General features: G+C 35.3%; 15 protein-coding genes. 10 read left to right on the forward strand and 5 right to left on the reverse strand.

All coding sequences use genetic code 11. The features are described from left to right. The first annotated feature begins 106 nt into the window (after window positions 1–106). Together SPD89_RS16215 and SPD89_RS16220 are read left to right on the forward strand one after the other, a co-directional pair. A complete protein-coding gene (locus SPD89_RS16215) occupies window positions 107–637 on the forward strand; it encodes a DUF402 domain-containing protein (protein WP_336262994.1) in 531 nt (176 codons plus the stop codon). A gap of 97 nt (window positions 638–734) precedes the next feature. Next, window positions 735–2,498 carry an ABC transporter ATP-binding protein gene (locus SPD89_RS16220; protein WP_336262995.1) on the forward strand — a complete coding sequence of 588 codons (1,764 nt, stop codon included), beginning with the start codon at window positions 735–737 and terminating at the stop codon, window positions 2,496–2,498. 679 nt (window positions 2,499–3,177) lie between these two features. Here SPD89_RS16220 and SPD89_RS16225 read toward each other — a convergent pair. Continuing rightward, on the reverse strand, window positions 3,178–4,344 hold the full coding sequence (locus tag SPD89_RS16225; protein WP_336262996.1) for an aminotransferase class I/II-fold pyridoxal phosphate-dependent enzyme: 1,167 nt from the start codon (window positions 4,342–4,344) through the stop codon (window positions 3,178–3,180). Between the two features lie 165 nt (window positions 4,345–4,509). On the opposite strand from SPD89_RS16225, the gene bcp reads away from it, so the two are divergent. The 3 genes from bcp (at window position 4,510) to perR (ending at window position 6,199) form a co-directional block, all read left to right on the forward strand. After that, entirely contained in the window at window positions 4,510–4,983 is a 474-nt protein-coding gene (gene bcp / locus SPD89_RS16230) for a thioredoxin-dependent thiol peroxidase (protein WP_336262997.1), read from the forward strand. Between the two features lie 12 nt (window positions 4,984–4,995). After that, complete coding sequence (locus SPD89_RS16235; RefSeq protein WP_336262998.1) at window positions 4,996–5,553, forward strand: cob(I)yrinic acid a,c-diamide adenosyltransferase; 558 nt, start codon at window positions 4,996–4,998, stop codon at window positions 5,551–5,553. Window positions 5,554–5,752: 199 nt separating this feature from the next. Continuing rightward, a complete protein-coding gene (gene perR, locus SPD89_RS16240; protein WP_336262999.1) occupies window positions 5,753–6,199 on the forward strand; it encodes a peroxide-responsive transcriptional repressor PerR in 447 nt (148 codons plus the stop codon). A gap of 69 nt (window positions 6,200–6,268) precedes the next feature. Here the strand turns inward: perR and SPD89_RS16245 are convergent, their stop codons facing one another. From SPD89_RS16245 to SPD89_RS16260, 4 genes are all read right to left on the reverse strand, one after another. Beyond that, complete coding sequence (locus tag SPD89_RS16245) at window positions 6,269–8,017, reverse strand: chorismate-binding protein (RefSeq protein ID WP_336263000.1); 1,749 nt, start codon at window positions 8,015–8,017, stop codon at window positions 6,269–6,271. Between the two features lie 10 nt (window positions 8,018–8,027). Beyond that, on the reverse strand, window positions 8,028–8,420 hold the full coding sequence (locus tag SPD89_RS16250) for a YgzB family protein (protein WP_336263001.1): 393 nt from the start codon (window positions 8,418–8,420) through the stop codon (window positions 8,028–8,030). A gap of 486 nt (window positions 8,421–8,906) precedes the next feature. Beyond that, window positions 8,907–9,059, reverse strand: coding sequence for a hypothetical protein (locus SPD89_RS16255; RefSeq protein ID WP_336263002.1), 153 nt, complete (start codon window positions 9,057–9,059; stop codon window positions 8,907–8,909). Window positions 9,060–9,314: 255 nt separating this feature from the next. Further along, entirely contained in the window at window positions 9,315–9,941 is a 627-nt protein-coding gene (locus tag SPD89_RS16260; RefSeq protein WP_336263003.1) for a hypothetical protein, read from the reverse strand. Window positions 9,942–10,224: 283 nt separating this feature from the next. Between SPD89_RS16260 and SPD89_RS16265 the strand changes: the two genes are divergently transcribed. From SPD89_RS16265 to SPD89_RS16285, 5 genes are all read left to right on the forward strand, one after another. Then, the gene (locus tag SPD89_RS16265) at window positions 10,225–11,271 is read left to right on the forward strand and encodes a TAXI family TRAP transporter solute-binding subunit (protein WP_336263004.1); all 1,047 of its coding nucleotides are present in this window, start codon (window positions 10,225–10,227) and stop codon (window positions 11,269–11,271) included. 99 nt (window positions 11,272–11,370) lie between these two features. Further along, window positions 11,371–13,365, forward strand: a complete 1,995-nt coding sequence (locus tag SPD89_RS16270) for a TRAP transporter permease (protein WP_336263005.1) — start codon at window positions 11,371–11,373, stop codon at window positions 13,363–13,365. A gap of 290 nt (window positions 13,366–13,655) precedes the next feature. Beyond that, the gene (locus SPD89_RS16275) at window positions 13,656–14,879 is read left to right on the forward strand and encodes a CynX/NimT family MFS transporter (RefSeq protein ID WP_336263006.1); all 1,224 of its coding nucleotides are present in this window, start codon (window positions 13,656–13,658) and stop codon (window positions 14,877–14,879) included. Window positions 14,880–14,890: 11 nt separating this feature from the next. Next, window positions 14,891–15,634 (forward strand): Cof-type HAD-IIB family hydrolase, encoded by a 744-nt coding sequence (locus SPD89_RS16280; protein WP_336263007.1) that lies wholly within the window; start codon window positions 14,891–14,893, stop codon window positions 15,632–15,634. A 294-nt stretch (window positions 15,635–15,928) separates the two neighbouring features. Further along, a complete protein-coding gene (locus SPD89_RS16285; RefSeq protein WP_336263008.1) occupies window positions 15,929–16,111 on the forward strand; it encodes a cold-shock protein in 183 nt (60 codons plus the stop codon). Window positions 16,112–17,000: the final 889 nt, after the last annotated feature.

Consider the following 17,000-nt stretch of genomic DNA (forward strand, 5'->3'; position numbering starts at 1 on the left):
AATATAACTTTAATAATAAATTGTGCTGTTTTCTTGAAACAAGAAACTTTAATTCCATTACTTCTAACTGTATACTTAATATAGTTGGTTTAGGAAGGGGAGGTCTATGGATAATCCTCGGATTGGTTCCACCATTGCAATTACAAGTTTGAAGCATGATCTAAAATTACATAGGCGGTGGAAGGAAAACATCGTACTTTTCGCTGATGATCATGTAATTATTGGTGGCAATGATCAAACGATCGTTGAAGATGCAAGAAGGGGAGTTTGGCGAACCACCGAACCGGCTATATTTTATTTTGATCGCCGTTTTTGGTTTAACATCATTATGCTAAAAAGTGATAGCAACTTTTATTATTATTGTAATCTAAGCTCGCCTTTTACGTATAAAGATAAAACATTAAACTATATCGATTATGACATTGATGTTATTGTTCAACCTGACTTTTCTTACCAAATTATAGATCAAGATGAGTTTGAGGAAAATAGAGTGAAATTTAATTATTCGAAACATATTTCCAGATCTATAATGAAAGGAATTGCTGAGCTCGAGGATTGGATTAGGGGGCGAAAAGACCCTTTCAACGAAACATTTTTTAATCATTGGTTTTATTATATGAATAGTAGAAAAATTTAAGCCTTGTTACATATGTAGCAAGGCTTTATAAAGGTAAGGTGGTTTTTCGAATTTTTCAATCGAACGTTATAGGATTATTTCATAAAGGAAGATGTTGATGAGTAGTATTAAGCAATATATGAAGTATGTAAAACCATATACTTGGCATATTATTTGGACAATAGTTATTGGTATTTTTAAGTTTGCAATACCTTTACTAATTCCGCTTATTTTAAAATATGTTATCGACACAATTATTCAAGGCGATATGACACAAGCGGAAAAACTTAATCAGTTATTTTGGCTAATGGGAATATCTTTTACTATTTTTGTTATTTTACGGCCACCGATAGAGTACTACAGGCAATATTTAGCCCAACTAGTTGGAAGTAAGATTTTATATGATTTACGTGATCGACTTTTTGATCATATTCAGCGGTTAAGTTTAAAATATTATTCCAATACAAAAACTGGTGAAATCATTTCCCGAGTAATTCATGATGTAGAACAGACAAAGACGTTTGTTATTACAGGCTTAATGAATGTTTGGCTTGATATCGTAACAATTTTAATTGCTATTGGAATTATGCTAACGATGGATTTTAAACTAACGATTGTGTCAATTATTTTGTTTCCATTGTTCGGTTTTGCAGTTAAATATTTTTATGCAAGACTTAGAAAATTAACTCGGGATCGCTCTCAGGCATTAGCGGAAGTGCAAGGTCATTTGCATGAGCGGGTACAAGGGATTCCTGTAACACGAAGTTTTGCTTTAGAGGATTATGAACAAGAACAATTTGACGAACGTAACCGCAATTTTTTAACGAAAGCGATAGACCATACAAAATGGAATGCGAAAACCTTTGCTGTAACGAACACGATTACGGATCTTGCACCATTACTCGTCATTGCTTTTGCGGCATATCAAGTTATTTCAGGAAGTTTAACGATTGGGACGATGGTAGCTTTTGTCGGGTATATGGAACGGGTATATAGTCCTTTAAGAAGATTAATTAACGCTTCGACTACACTAACTCAGTCTATTGCCTCAATCGACAGAGTATTTGAATTTATGAATGAAAAATACGATGTAACCGATAAAGCTGAAGCGATCGAATTAGACCGGGTCCAAGGGGATATTTCGATTGAACATGTTTCTTTTCAATATAATAAGAATGAACTTGAAGTGTTAAAGCACGTTGATTTAGATGTCCATAAAGGGGAAACAATAGCATTCGTCGGAATGAGTGGAGGGGGGAAATCAACATTAATTAGTCTTATCCCCCGTTTTTATGATGTGACAGATGGATCTATAAAAGTAGATGGTATCGACATTCGTGATGTAACACAGCGTTCATTAAGAGATAATATTGGAATGGTATTACAAGATAATATTTTGTTTAGTGATTCGATTGCAATGAATATTAAGATGGGAAATCCACATGCGTCTGATGAAGAAGTTATTGTAGCAGCAAAAGCAGCCAATGCGCATGATTTTATTGAAGCATTACCTGACAAGTATAATACACTCGTTGGAGAACGGGGAGTTAAATTGTCAGGTGGGCAGCAGCAACGGATTGCGATTGCAAGAGTGTTTTTAAAAAATCCGCCTATACTCATTTTTGATGAAGCAACATCTGCACTAGACTTAGAAAGTGAACATACTATTCAAGAAGCACTTGAAAAATTAGCAGCTGACCGAACGACATTTATTGTTGCACACCGACTCGCAACAATTACTCATGCCGATCGTATCGTTGTCATTGAACATGGCAGAATAACGGAAACTGGAACACATGCTGAATTAATGCAAAAGCGTGGAAGTTATTATGATTTATATCAAGTGCAGGACTTTGATGCTAGTACAGAGTTAATAAAATAGAAAGCTCAAATAGGGCTTTCTATCAGCTTGTAGAGAAAGTAGGTGAATTTTCTCTGCAAGTTTTTTTGTTATTTTTAAACAGTCATTAATAAATTTATCTTTTTATATCCTAAAATTGCGTGTTCAAAAAGGAGGATAAAAAGGACCAAGAAGTTCGAGGCGGCGCAGTTTCGGGCAGTGGAATGTATGCATTTAGATACATGAGTAGCGGAGAAACAAGCATTCGTGCGAAATTCGCAGTATCATTTTTACCGGACTTTTTGAACATCCTTTAAAAGGAAAAATATCCAATCTTCAAGTTGCGGTGGAAATCGCTCAAGTGGTGAGAATTGCTCCAGTCAAGACGTAAGATGAATTTAGAAGATGAGTGAGGAAAATGTAATGAATTTGATCGTAATCAGCGCAATTTTTTCCAATTAGAGTACTTGTTACCAACTCCATTTGTCTTAAATTTTTAAATTTAAATTTTCTGCAAAAAAGCGTTAAATGATAGAAGCCGAGTTTTTTCATGTCGAGTGGATTTTCAAGATGTCGAGTCAATCTCAAACATGTCGAGTTGATTGGGAAGGTGCCGAGTCTCGTGTCACAATTAATAGAAATTAGCAATAAGGTTTCCCAACCTACTAAAAGTAAAGCCAAACTATAATTTTCATAATTTGGCTCTACTACTACAACAGTCTTATGACATTTTTAGTTTCTTTAATTTTTCAATTGCTAATTGTAAGGATTCTGTATTTTGCACGAGTGCGATTCGTACGAAGCCTTTTCCTTCTGTACCAAAAATACTCCCTGGTATCATGATTACTCCAACTTGCTCAATTGCTTTAAATACAAATTTTTTGTCATCTAAGCTATAAGGATATTTAGCCCATATAAACATTCCCCCGTTTGAGTGGGTAACTTCCCATCCAAGTTCTTCTAATCCCTTCATTAAAATCTGATGGCGCTCGGAAAATATTTCCCGTAACCGATTCGTAATTTCTTCTGCATGATCAAGTGCAGTTATTGCCGCTTCCTGAATTGGGGCAAATACTCCATAATCCAAATTTGACTTTAATTCACTCATTATCCGAATAGCATCTGCATTCCCAACAATATACGCAACTCTTGCTCCTGCCAAACTAAAGCTTTTTGACAGAGAATTTATTTCCAATCCTACTTCCTTCGCTCCTGGTGTTGCCAAGAAACTTATTGGTCCATCACCAGTAAAATAATATTCAGAATAAGCAGCGTCATGAAGTACGATTATATTGTATGTTTTAGCAAATGCAACGACCTCCTCAAAAAAAGCTTCATTAGGGCTAGCCGGAACTGGATTACCCGGCAAATTTAAGATAAGTATTTTTGCTTTCTGTGCGATATTTTCTGGTATCGCATTTAAATTAGGTAAAAAGTTATTTTTAGCCTGAAGTGGCATATAATAAGGTTCAGCGCCAGCTAATTTAATACCAGTATCGTAAGCGATATAGGCGGGGTTTGTCGTTAGTACAATATCACCTTCATTACAAAAAGCGAGTGGAAGATGAACAAGTCCCTCTTGAGAGCCCATCGTTTGTAAAACTTCAGTATTTGGATCGAGATTAACATTAGATCTCCGTTTATAATAACTTGCGACAGCTTTATTAAATCGTTCGGTACCACTGAGCGTATATCCATACATAGCTGGATTTTCGCTTACGGTTGCCATAGTTTTTCGAATAATAGGGGCAGGAGATAAATCAGGGCTCCCTAAACTTAAATCAATCACCGTTTCTCCTTCAGCTCTTTTATTATTTGCTGCAATTTTTAATTGACCAAAAATAGCAGGAGAAAAAATCGACATCTTTTTTGAAGGTTTAATATTCAAATGAAACATCTCCCTAAATAGTAAACTTATCTCCATTTTATCACACGAATTATTATTGTCATCGTAAACTTAAAAGGTGAAAAACGTAATTAATAGAAAGATGGTGGTATTTTGTCTATGATGTAGTTAAGGATAATTATTTAAAATAGAAAGGGGAAGGTACAAATGACAGTCGAAGTTGGCCATGCAGCACCGAATTTTACATTGCAAAATCAAGAAGGTGAAACTATTAGTTTATCTGATTTTAAAGGTCAGAATGTTGTGCTTTATTTTTATCCGAAAGATATGACTCCTGGGTGTACAATACAAGCTTGTGATTTTCGCGATAATTATGGCGCATTTAAAGATCTAAATACAGCTATTATTGGAATTAGTCCAGACCCAATCGAACGGCACCAAAAGTTTATTGATAAACATGATCTACCTTTTCAGTTACTTGCTGATACGGAACAAGAAGTAGCGAAATTATTTGATGTTTGGAAATTAAAAAAGATGTTCGGAAAAGAATTTTATGGAGTCGAGCGGTCTACATTTATTATTGATAAAGCAGGAATTGTGCAAAAAGAATACCGGAAAGTTCGTGTAAAAGGTCATATTGAAGAAACGTTAAGTTTTGTTAAAGAAAATTTAGCTGAATAAGGGGGAGAAAAGGTGCGAATATATACACGTTCTGGTGATAAGGGTACGACTTCTTTAGTGTACGGAAAAAGAGTTGCTAAAAATGACTTGCGTGTTGAAGCATATGGGACATGTGATGAAGCTAATTCAATGATTGGTCTTGCACTTAGCTTACTTAATGATGTGACATGGGATGAAAAAGAACACTTTTTAGAAAAAATGTATCGTATTCAAACGATTCTTTTTCATGTAGGAGCAGAATTATCTACACCTAATGACAGAGAAGTGGCATGGAAATTAAAAGAAGAGCATATAACAGAATTAGAGGAGCAAATTGATGAGTGGAGTCAACACTTACCACCATTAACTCAATTTATATTACCATCTGGCCACCGTGCCTCTAGTGCCCTTCATTTGGCCAGAACGGTAGTAAGAAGAGCGGAACGAATGGCAGTAGCTGTTCAAGATGAGCTTCAAGATACGATGGCAATTTCTTATTTGAATAGATTGTCGGATTATTTGTTTGTCGCCGCAAGATATGTTAATCATCAATTAAAAGGGCAAGAGATTCCATTAAAAGTTGATTTATAATAATTGGTAAGTTTTCTCAATGTCCTATATAGCTTCTCATTTATTGTGGCAAAAGTGTGATTAAAATAAGAACTAATTTAGACTAACTATTATTCAGTAGTATATTTAGATTGACAGATATATGATTTACAAGTTACACTAATGATAACGATTATAATCTAATAATATAGATTATGAAATATTAGTGAAAGCGAGGTGCATGACGGTGTCGGACGGCAAATTGGAAGTTGCAATTGAAACATTAAAGAAGTCTGGGGTTAGAATTACACCACAACGTCATGCGGTTCTTGAATATTTGCTTACGTCTATGTCTCATCCAACTGCTGATGAAATTTACAAAGCACTTGAAGACAGATTTCCTAATATGAGTGTTGCTACTGTATATAATAATTTAAGAATTTTACGTGAAATTGGTCTTGTTCGTGAATTAACTTATGGAGATGATTCGAGCCGTTTTGATAGTAACATGAAAGATCATTACCATATAATTTGTGAAGATTGCGGTAAAATTGTAGATTTCCATTATCCAACTTTGGATGAAATTGAATCATTAGCGGAAAAAGTAAGTGGATTTGAAATTAGTCATCACCGGATGGAATTATACGGTAAATGTGACAATTGTGCTAAAGTTAAAGTTCAAAGTTAAGGGTTCAATAATATTTATAAAATGTATTAAAAAAGAATCGCCACTTTTGACGATTCCTTTTTTATGCCTTTATTCGCATATGAGTTTTACAGGTACCCATTCTCTCACACTATTGATTAACCAAATATTTTTACAATGATTTAAATCCTCTTTCGTAATTTTACTTTCTTTAATAGTTCCTGCTTTTAATAATTTTTCACGAAACGTTCCAGGAAGAAGCCCACATTGAATTGGCGGCGTTAGTAGTTCATCCCCACGCTCAACAACTATATTCCCTATTGTAAATTCAGTTATTTCATTATTCTCATTCCATAATAATACATCAAACACATCGTCTATTTCTTTTAATCGTTCTTCATATACTGTTCGATTTGTCGTTTTATGATATAGAAATATATCGTTTTTGTTGATTGGCGAGGAAGCTAATTTAACGATGGCCTTTTTTGACTTTGATAAAGGTTTTACTTCAAAATTTGCTTTTCCCTGATGATTAACTAATAAACGGATTCGCCATTCCCCATCTTTATTATTTTCTTCCAATATATGTAGTTGATTTTGTATCGAATCTATATGAATTGGTATATTAAAATAATCAGCTGAATTTTTAATTCGTTGAATATGTTCTTCAAAAGCAATAATTTTTCCTTGTTTTAGACCAAATGTTTCCAATAGAGAGAACGATCTTTGTTTTTTATATAAAACTTTAGTTTTTGTTAATGTTTCCTGAAACTCTTCTTCTATATTTGATTGTTTAGTAATTCCGCCTCCTGCACCATAACAAGCAAGTTGACTTTTTTGATCAATCGTTACGGTACGAATTGGAACATTGAATATGGCATCATTATTTGGGGTTATATAACCAATTGTTCCACAGTATACATTACGAGGATTCTTCTCAAGCTTTGCGATAATGTCCATAGTTTTGTCTTTTGGTACACCAGTAATCGAGCCACATGGAAATAGTGTTTTTAATATATCGACCGCACTTACATGAGGCAAAATACTTCCTTTAATAGTTGAAGTCATCTGATATACTGTCGGGTATTTTTCAATTTGGTATTGATCGATTATTTCAATACTTGATTCATTTGTTACCATTTTAAGTTCATCAACCATTAATTTCGTTATTAAATTATTTTCTAGTTGATTTTTATGAGAAGCGGCTAACCAGTTAGCATTCTTAATATCTTCCTCGTATGTTTTTCCACGATGAATAGTCCCCTTCATCGGCTTCGTTGTAATAATATTATTTTGTAAACGAAAAAAGAGTTCTGGTGAAGCTGATAAAATTTGTTCATTTCCTAAATCTAAATAAGCGCTATATCGACCTTGTTGAGCATGTTTTAATTGTTCATAATATGATAATGAGCAGCCTGAAAAAGGAGCTTGAAACTGTACAGTATAATTTACTTGGTCTGTATCACCTGCAACGATTGCTTGCTGGATGTGTTGAAACGCTTCTTCATATTCCTCTTTATTTTGATTTAGTTTCCAGTTTCCAACTGAAAAATCTTTCATTTCTCTTTTCGACCAATTAGTCGGTTGCGTAAAAACACCGAACCATAAGAGTGGCATTGTAATCGCCGGGAACCCCTTCATTCGGTGTGTAAAAGCGTAAGCCGCTTCATAACTCATATATCCCGCCACATAAAAGCCATGATTTACTGCGCATTTTACCTCATCCAAGCATGTAGCAACTTCAACAAAATTTTTTGTGGTAATAATTTTTACTGGATTTATAAAACAAACAGGATCTGAATTTTTGTCATTTATAGAAAAGTCGAACCGAAGGAATGGAGGTTTGTTTAATGTATCCATATGTTATCCCTCATTGCTCGTTTTGTTTTTGTTTTAATTGTCGTCTGTATTTCCGTGAATTATATTTTTCATCAAACTCTTTACCCTCTAGTTCTTTATCAAGTGTAAGAGGTTGTTTACAGTGCATACACGCATCGACACGGCCTAACATTTTCGTCGGCTTTTCACACGTTGGACAAATTATTGGAATCGCACGCGTGGATAACATACCGATCCAAAAATAAACGACTGTGCTGAAGATGATAAATAAAACACCAAGCACAAAGAAGGTTAGCATTAACCACGGTATTTTTTTGGTTAAAATCCCCCCATACATGACTATCATACCAATAAAAATTAAACTGAGCGCAAAGCCTCGGATTTTATTAATTTTACTAGAATAGACTAATTGTGGTTCACTCAAAATATGTTCCTCCTTCAATAGTTCACTCGTATTATAACATGAATAGTCATTAGTTCACCATTTGAAGCAATCAAAACGGGTAATCTTGACATGATTTGAATGACTCTTTCATACAATGAAACAAGCAATCAATTAGTTATAGGACAAGTGAATTACTTAATTTAGCCGTATACATTTATAAAGCTTGTCATGATAAAACTACTTGCAAACATAGGGAGGGTTTATCTTAATATGAAACCTCATGGTAGTTTACATGAAAGCTAAAAGATAATGTAAAAAGTTTTATGAATAGTGCTGAAAAATAAAAGCTTTTGAATTTTGATGGCTTGAAAACGACCGCTATCGCTCTTGACAAGCACGACAATGGTTTGTGTTTGAGGTGTCAAGGGCGAAGAGGACAAAAAGTTGGCATGCCAAATAACCCTTGACTTTCCATTTTAAACCATTGTCAAGTTCGGTTTGTCAAGAATTCGCTACGCCGATAGCTTATTTGTCGGGCTCGGCTAAACAAAAAGCTAGGCTGATTGCTGCTCTACCAAGAATTCTTTCTAACGCCATTACGGACACTTCATCAACTTCTAGTTTTCGATAAGGTTTATCAACTGGTTCATGTAAAGACCACGGGCAACGATTTACCAAGAATAATACTTGTCAACATGAAAATTGTTTTTTTAAAAAATTTGATATATTTTAATAAGTGTGATATAAAATGAGTTACCAACTTGTTACATCCTTTTTTGGAAATTTTAAGTGTGTGGCAACCTCATTATTAACTTAATAGAGACTCGGAAAGTAATTGAGTGATTCTGGGGCAAGTTACACTTTTTAACATTTTCGTTAAAAAAGTCTATGCCAAAGAACCCTGCAACATACATATTTTAAAAACTCCTATTTTTAGATGGCTAATATCATTTTTGCTTTTACATGCAACTCCTTAAACTGAGTTTTGCTGGCTTCCTTAACCCATGCATCTGCATGTTGGCACATAGCAATGATGTATGTACGAATGTTCCAATGACGGGAACTTCGACCATTGGAGCCCTCCAGGTCATAATCAATTTTTTGACGTTTGATACAACGTTCAGCGCCAGTGCGAAGGGAATAGCGCTTGTACCATTCCTTACTATCACGTTTTATACGTGAAAAAAGTCTGGGATTGTCCTTAGTTGATGTATAAAATGTTCTCCCGTAGCTTGAATCTGAACACGGGTTTTGGCATTCCCATTTTCCAACGGCTGCAGGGCAACGCCATTTGCGACGGTAACGTTTTTTATCCACGCCCCAGTTAACCATTTCACGACCAATGGGGCACACGGGAACACCGTCCAAGTTGATATCCATTTCATTATAGATGAACTGTTTGGAACCCCTTGGGTTAAGGTCAATGATGGCAGAAACGTCATCGTGTTCCAACATTTCATAGATGGGATAAGCATCGAAGGCTGAGTCTAAGATGCTTTCCCCAATTTTCCATTCAGGGTAAGCTAAGTAATCATCCTGTGAAGGTGTTTGTGTAATCATCAAAATCTCCCCATTTTGCAAAAAATAATGCCTTCAAATCGATTATTGGGGCGATTTTAAAAAGTCAAGTAATATGATTTAGGGATTTTGCGATTTGGGGGTGAAGCAATACAAAAGCTCTAGTCAAAAGACTAGAGCCGATACGGAAAATTAATTTCCGAGAGACTACACTTAATATAAGGGGGTGGCAAGTTTTTTAGTATAAAAATGCATGAAACTGGGAAAAGGATTAGTTTTACTAATAAACTTTTGCCAATACGAGCTAAAATTAAGGGGGATAAAAATGAGTAAAACTAGGTTTCTAACATTTATCTTTATGCTTGTAAGTGTAATGATGGTGCTAGCAGCTTGTGGGGGAGGAGAAAAAGAAGCCGGAGATGATTCTTCAAGTGATGAAGGAAGTGCAAAAGATGCAAAGATAGCGATCGGACCACCAGCTAGTGAAACGAATACCGTTTCGAAAATATTATTGGCAGCTCACGGACTGGAAGAGGGAGACTATCAAGTGTTCCAGGAAGCATTTGGTGATGCGGCGGACGGAGTGCAAGATGGAAATATTGATATTTCTATAGGGATTTTAGGGCTTCCAGCAGGTAGTATTGAAAGCTTGCAAGCATCGAGTGGAGACGTTGTGATGCTCGGTTTATCAGATGAAGCGATTGAAGAAATTGAAGCGAATACGGAATATAAGCGTTATACGATCCCAAAAGATAGCTATGATTTTTTAGAATCAGATGTTGAAACAGTTGCAGCATATGCTGTTTTGATGGGGAATACAGATACTATTGATGAAGAATTAGGTTATGAGCTTGCTAGAATCATGTTAGAACATGCAGATGAAGTGACACATGCTCAAGGGGCAGATATGACATTAGAGAATGCACTTAATGGTGCAGATGGATTGCCAATTCATCCTGGTGCAAAACGTTATTATGAAGAACAAGGACTAACTGTCGATAATCCGGTTGCGGAACTTACAGCTGATGAGAGCGACCGAAAAAATGAGTTTATTCTCGGGACGGGAAGTCAAGGAGGAACATATTATCCTTTAGGTGGTGAGATTGCTAACGTTTGGAATAATCATTTAGATAGTAGCTTTACCAATATGGAGACGGGTGCATCAGTTGAAAATTTAGCAACAATCGGGGAAGGTCAGATGGATCTTGGAATGGCAGTTCACGTACCTTCTCTTGATGCGATTAATGGAAAAGGAGATTTTGAAGGAAATCCAATTGAAAATGCTGCCTTTATTGGTCATATTTATCCAGAAGTTGTTCAAATAATTACAAGAGAAACAACAGGAATTACTAGTTTAGGTGGTTCTGAGTAATTTACATCGATGACATAAAACTATACAACAGGGAAAAGAAGCTTGTTAAATAGCGCTCTTTTCCTTATTTTATAACCAATCAAAGGGTGGTGTAAATAAATGGGGAATAAACAGTCGATAACAGAACTAGCACAAGCGGAAAAAGATGCACAAAAGATATTGGAAAAATATGATCGTGAAAGTAATTTTCGTGAAAAGATCGGAAAATGGGCTTGGGTTGTTACTTTCCTAGGTGTGGCATTAACAATTTTCCATATTTATTCAGGTTATTTCGGCACCCTGCCGTCTCAAAAACAAGGGGCAATCCATTTAGGAACTGCACTTGGTATTATATTTTTACTTTATCCAGCAAAAAAAGGGTGGCAAAAAAAGCAAAAAACGGTACCGTGGTATGATGTTATCTTAGCATTCTCGGCGATGTATGTGACGTATCATAAAATAATATTTTTTGACTCGATTATTCAAAGTAGAATATCTGGATATAGTACAATTGATACGATCATTTCCATTGTTGCAATTTTATTATTGTTAGAAGCGACAAGAAGGACTGTAGGTTTACCTATTGTGGTTGTGGCATCTGTGATGATAGCATATGCGTTGCTTGGAAATTATATCCCAACGCAAATACTCTCTCACCCTGGATTTTCGTTTGACCGGGTAACGACAAATTTATGGTTTCAAGAGAGTGGTGTTTTTGGAACGCCAATTCAAATTTCAGCCAAATTTATCTTTTTGTTTCTATTTTTTGGTGTCATGCTCATTCATACCCGAATTGGTCAGTTCTTCAATGATTTGGCCTTCGCATTAACGGGAAGGTTTACGGGCGGAACAGCAAAAACAGCTGTTATAGCAAGTGCATTGCAAGGGATGATATCGGGAAGTTCTGTTGGAAATACTGTAGCATCCGGGTCATTTACAATACCGATGATGAAAAATTCCGGGTTTAAACCTGAATTTGCTGCGGGTACAGAGGCTTCTGCTTCAACAGGAGGGCAAATTATGCCACCGGTTATGGGAGCAGCTGCGTTTATTATGATGGAATATTTGGGAGTTTCGTATGGAGCAATTATGATAGCGGCAGCAATACCGGCAGTATTGTATTTTACTGGAATTTTTATTGGAACCCATTATGAAGCGAAAAGATTAGGGATATTGGGACTGCCACCAGAAAAACTACCTAAATTAAAAGAACAAATGCTTAGATATGGGTATATGTTGCTTCCACTATTTGTTATTATCGGCACTGTGATGGTTGGCTTTACACCACAGCGTGCTGCTATTTATGGGATTATTACAGCATACTTAGTTAGTTTAGTACGTAAAGAGTCACGTATGTCGTTTAGAAAAACAATTTATGTGTTGGAACAAGGGGCAAGAGTAGCCTTACCCGTAATTGCAGCAGTTGCAACTGCCGGTATTATTGCAGGAGTAGTAAGTATAACGGGTCTAGGTGCAAAATTTGCATCTGGTATTATTGCTTTATCTGCAGGACATCTAATTTTAGCGTTGTTTTTCACGATGATTGCTTGTCTAATTTTAGGGATGGGCTTGCCAACAACAGCTAACTATGTTGTAACTGCAACCATTGCCGCACCTGCATTAATTAATGGATTTGATATTGCTCCAATTGCTGTTCATATGTTTGTATTTTATTTTGGGATTGTTGCTGATATTACACCACCTGTTTGTCTTGCCGCATATGCAGGAGCAGGTATCGCACGAGCAAATCCGTTTATGAGTGGAGTCACGGCAGTTAAGCTGGCCATCGCAGCCTTTATCGTTCCGTACATTTTTGTCTATGATCCTATTCTTTTAATGGTGGATGCTACTTTCTTTAAAATGAGTATCGCTATAGCAACCGCTTTATTAGGAATGATCGGGGTTAGTAGTGCCATGATGGGGTTTTATATAAGGCATTCGAAAACTTGGGAACGATTACTATTATTTATTGGTGGAATTTTACTAATCATGCCGGAAATGATAACCAACTTTATTGGAATCGTATTGTTACTAGTTGTTTGGTTCATCCAAAAGCAGCGTGAAGATGATAGTGGTATAGGTGAACAAACTGTTACAAATCCTGCTTCTTCATAATTTTCTAAAATAATTAATTGCTATGGATTGATTAAGATGCACCCCAATATTAGGCATAAAGTCAATATATTGGGGTGTTTTTATGTGTACATTTTCACCAAATAACAACTCTACAATTTTCCTCCCGAGTTAGCATGTTTTGCCTCATTTGACAATTGGTTGTCGTTTAAAATTGCTTGTAAAGCATGAAAAAATTATGATATTAGAAAATAATTTTCGTTTAAAAAAATAAGACTAGGATGTAATACTGTGTTATCATTGGTAGGTAGTTAGAAAGGTGGTTTTATGGTGTGAATGAACAGAACATTCAAACGTTACAAAACGATAATAGATTATATCAAACTTTATTAGTGATCGGGGTTGTGTTGGTTGCGTTTAATTTACGTCCAGCAATCACATCTGTAGGACCACTCATCGGAACAATCCGGGATGATGTTGGTTTTTCCAATTGGAGTGTGGCGTTGCTGACGAGCTTACCTTTAATTGCGTTTGCCATTATGTCACCGATGGCTCCTAAATTAGCTAATAAACTATCGAATGAAATGACACTTGTATTAGGTTTGTTAATCTTAATAATTGGCATTAGCCTTCGATCTATTTCTGTTGTTTTTTTACTATTTTTGGGAACGTTATGCATTGGATTAGGGATTGCAATTTGTAACGTGCTTTTACCTGGAGTTATTAAAGAAAAGTTTCCGACGAAGGTAGCGATTATGACAAGTATTTACACAACATCGATGTCACTACTTGCAACAACGGCTTCTGGTGTAAGCATTCCTTTATCAGATGGGCTAAACCTAGGTTGGCAAGTAGCCTTATTCGTTTGGATAACGCCTGCTGTCGCCGGTTTGATTATTTGGCTATTTGTATATAAGAAAAGCGGAAAAGATAAACTTGAAAAACAAGTAAGGTTTTTTGAGTCGAAACAAGGAAGCAGTATCTGGAAGTCTAAACTTGCTTGGAAAGTTGCATTATTTATGGGGTTCCAGTCATTAATCTTTTACGTAACGATTTCATGGTTACCCGAATTACTGATGGATCAAGGAATGAGAAAAGCAACTGCTGGTTATATGTTATCTTATTTTCAGTTACTTGGAATTCCGATTAGTTTTATTATCCCGATGATTGCCGTTCAAATGAAATCACAAAGAGGGTTAGTATTAGCAAATAACATCCTTTATATAATTGGTATTGCTATCTTATTATTTAAGCCAAGCTTTGCGTTAATTATTTTTGCGATATCACTCATTGGAATAGCTTCAAGTGCTAATTTTGCTCTTTCATTGTCACTTCTTTCTATTCGGGCAAAAAATGCAAAGGATGCGGCTGAACTTTCCGGAATGGCACAATCGATTGGGTATTTACTTGCAGCTATTGGTCCAATTTTTATTGGGTTTATTTATGATATTACCCATGCGTGGACAGTTCCACTTATCCTATTAATTGGAATAACGTTTATGATTATTTATGTTGGTATGCAAGCAGGACAAAATAAATATGTATTGGAAAATTAAAGGAGATTGTTATGTCGAAAATAAAATTAATAGCTCTCGATATGGATGGAACATTATTAAACGATGATGGTGTAGTTACGCCTTATACGCATGATGTCATCCAACAGGCGCTACAACGAGGTGTTGAAATTGTTCTAAGTACAGGTAGACCTTTGTCATTATGTGCTACATATTCCGAAGAACTTAATTTGTCGTCCTATATTATTACATCTAATGGCGCTGAAATTTGGACCACCGACCATGAAGTAATTGAACGTCATCCATTAAACGCTAAAAAAATTGAAACATTATGGCAGCTTGGAAACGAACGAAATTTACATATGTGGTTAGTTGCGACTGATCAAATCTTTGTTAATGCTAGAAGACCTGAAAAGTTTACAGATCATGAATGGTTAAAAATTGGTTACGGAAATTTAACAGAAGTAGAAAAAACGGAATTATTGAATGAACTGAATAATGTCAAAGACATTGAAATTACAAACTCGTCGCTAACTAATATTGAAATAAATAAATTTGGCATTAATAAAGCTTATGCGATTGAAACGATTTGTAAACGGATGGATATAACAATGGGTGAAGTAATGACGGTTGGGGACAGTCTAAATGATTTTAAAATGATTAAACAAGCTGGTATTGGAGTAGCAGTTAAAAATGCACAGCAGTTGATTCTTGAAACTGCTGACTTTGTAACAGACACAAATAATGAAAATGGTGTAGCAAAGGCGATAGAAAAATATGTTTTAAAGCAAGAATAAACGGTCTGTAAATGGACCGTTTTTTTGCAGATATGAAAGTATAAAACTTTCCTACTGCATAAGTACAACTAAGGCTTGGCGATAAGCCAAGTTTTCTAATGAATACTTTCCATTTGAAAGGAAAGACTAATAGCAGTGAGAGTTTTCATCGAAAAAATTCGCGAAATGATATCAAGATAATTAGCTTAGCAAAGTGGACGAGTATTGAAAGCAAGTCTAAACTATTTCGTTATGTCAACTTTCTTTATTTTAAAAAAAGGGGTATAATAAAGATAAGTGAAAGGGGATGGTACAATGGCTTTTTCTAGAGGACCAAAAGAACCATTACCAGAGGTTGAAACGAATGTATGGTCATGTACAAATGATGACTGTCAAGGTTGGATGAGAGAATCATTCAGCTTTGCTAAGCAGCCTGAATGTCCACTATGTCAATCCGACATGAAACAGGAGGTTCGAATTCTTCCAGATTTAGAATAGAAATAATGATATCGGACTGAAATGAGAAGTTTTAGTCTATTTTATTTTACAACGAAAAACTTGGGATAAGCCCAGGTTTTTGTGTTTTTTGCTACTGGTGAAACAACTACAGGTCGAATAATTATGAGTATTGTGATTACCGCAAGGCTCATAAATATCATATATAATTTGGTAAGGTAAAGTCGATTGTATTTAAAGGTTATAATGAGATCAATTTTCTAAGAAGGAATTTAATGAGATCAATTTTCTAAGAAGGAATTTTTTGATCAGAACTTCTTTTTTGTGATGTTAAATATACCTCTCTTAACGTATTATTTTCTATCCCTTGTTTTATTTTCACCATAGCTTCTACGCCTACTTTACTTCAATGTATTCCTCGCTTTTTCATGGAAAAAAGAAATACGGTGTTGATTGGGTTTCGTTGCACCTAAATCTCTCACATCCTCTGGTGGAACATCTATTCGTTTGCGATTGATTCTAATACAATTCATTTGTTTGATCGAGGATACAACGACTATAAATAATTCTATAATCTTCGTCTTGAAGAAATGCTATTTTTTATCAAAAGAGTAAAGAAAAATGCGGAAATGAAGTATTATCCGAACACTAATCAAGTAATATACATAACAAAGATGATGCACCCATTACGGATGATTAAAACAAAATGCAAGGAAGACAATGGGGGAATTATTATGAAGAGATGCTTTTCCCCATCTCGAAAAACTTACTTGTAAGTAGTAGTGAAGGATCGTGGCTTAACTTAATAAATGATCAAAACTCCTACGACAATAGATTGTAGGAGTTTTTTTACAACTTGACTATAATTAGTTGCATCATAATTAAAAATGTACAATATACTAAGAGTAAGAGGGAAGGATATTTAAAATGG

This window comes from Pseudogracilibacillus sp. SO30301A, assembly GCF_037072025.1.
Classification (GTDB): domain Bacteria; phylum Bacillota; class Bacilli; order Bacillales; family Amphibacillaceae; genus Pseudogracilibacillus.